Below are 481 nucleotides of genomic sequence, written 5' to 3'. Positions count from 1 at the left end.
GCAGCGCCTGCTCCTGGAGACCACCTGGGAGGCGTTCGAGCGGGCCGGGATCGATCCGGCGGCCGTGCGCGGCAGTCAGGCCGGTGTCTTCGTCGGCACCAACGGCCAGGACTACGGGGCGATGCTCCAGACGGTTCCGGACGGCATCGAGGGCTTCCTCGGTACGGGCAACGCGGCGAGTGTCGTTTCCGGTCGCCTGTCCTACGCCTTCGGGCTGGAGGGTCCGGCCGTCACCGTCGACACGGCTTGCTCGGCTTCCCTCGTCGCCCTGCACTGGGCCGTCCAGGCCCTGCGCAACGGCGAGTGCTCGATCGCCCTGGCCGGTGGTGTGACCGTCATGTCCTCGCCGGGTGCGTACATCGACTTCAGCCGCCAGCGTGGTCTGGCCGCGGACGGCCGGATCAAGGCCTTCGCGGCCGGTGCGGACGGTACGGGCTGGGGTGAGGGTGTCGGCATGCTGCTCGTGGAGCGGCTGTCGGAT

Annotated in this window: 1 protein-coding gene; it reads left to right on the top strand. The window is 70.9% G+C overall.

The window, feature by feature from the left end:
* Positions 1 to 481 (top strand): beta-ketoacyl synthase N-terminal-like domain-containing protein (locus tag ACEPPI_RS40675; RefSeq protein ID WP_373920265.1); only part of this gene is annotated, 481 nt, incomplete at both ends.

Source organism: Streptomyces sp. AB3(2024) (assembly GCF_041862025.1).
GTDB lineage: Bacteria > Actinomycetota > Actinomycetes > Streptomycetales > Streptomycetaceae > Streptomyces.
This window is presented reverse-complemented; position numbering and strand designations above follow the sequence as displayed.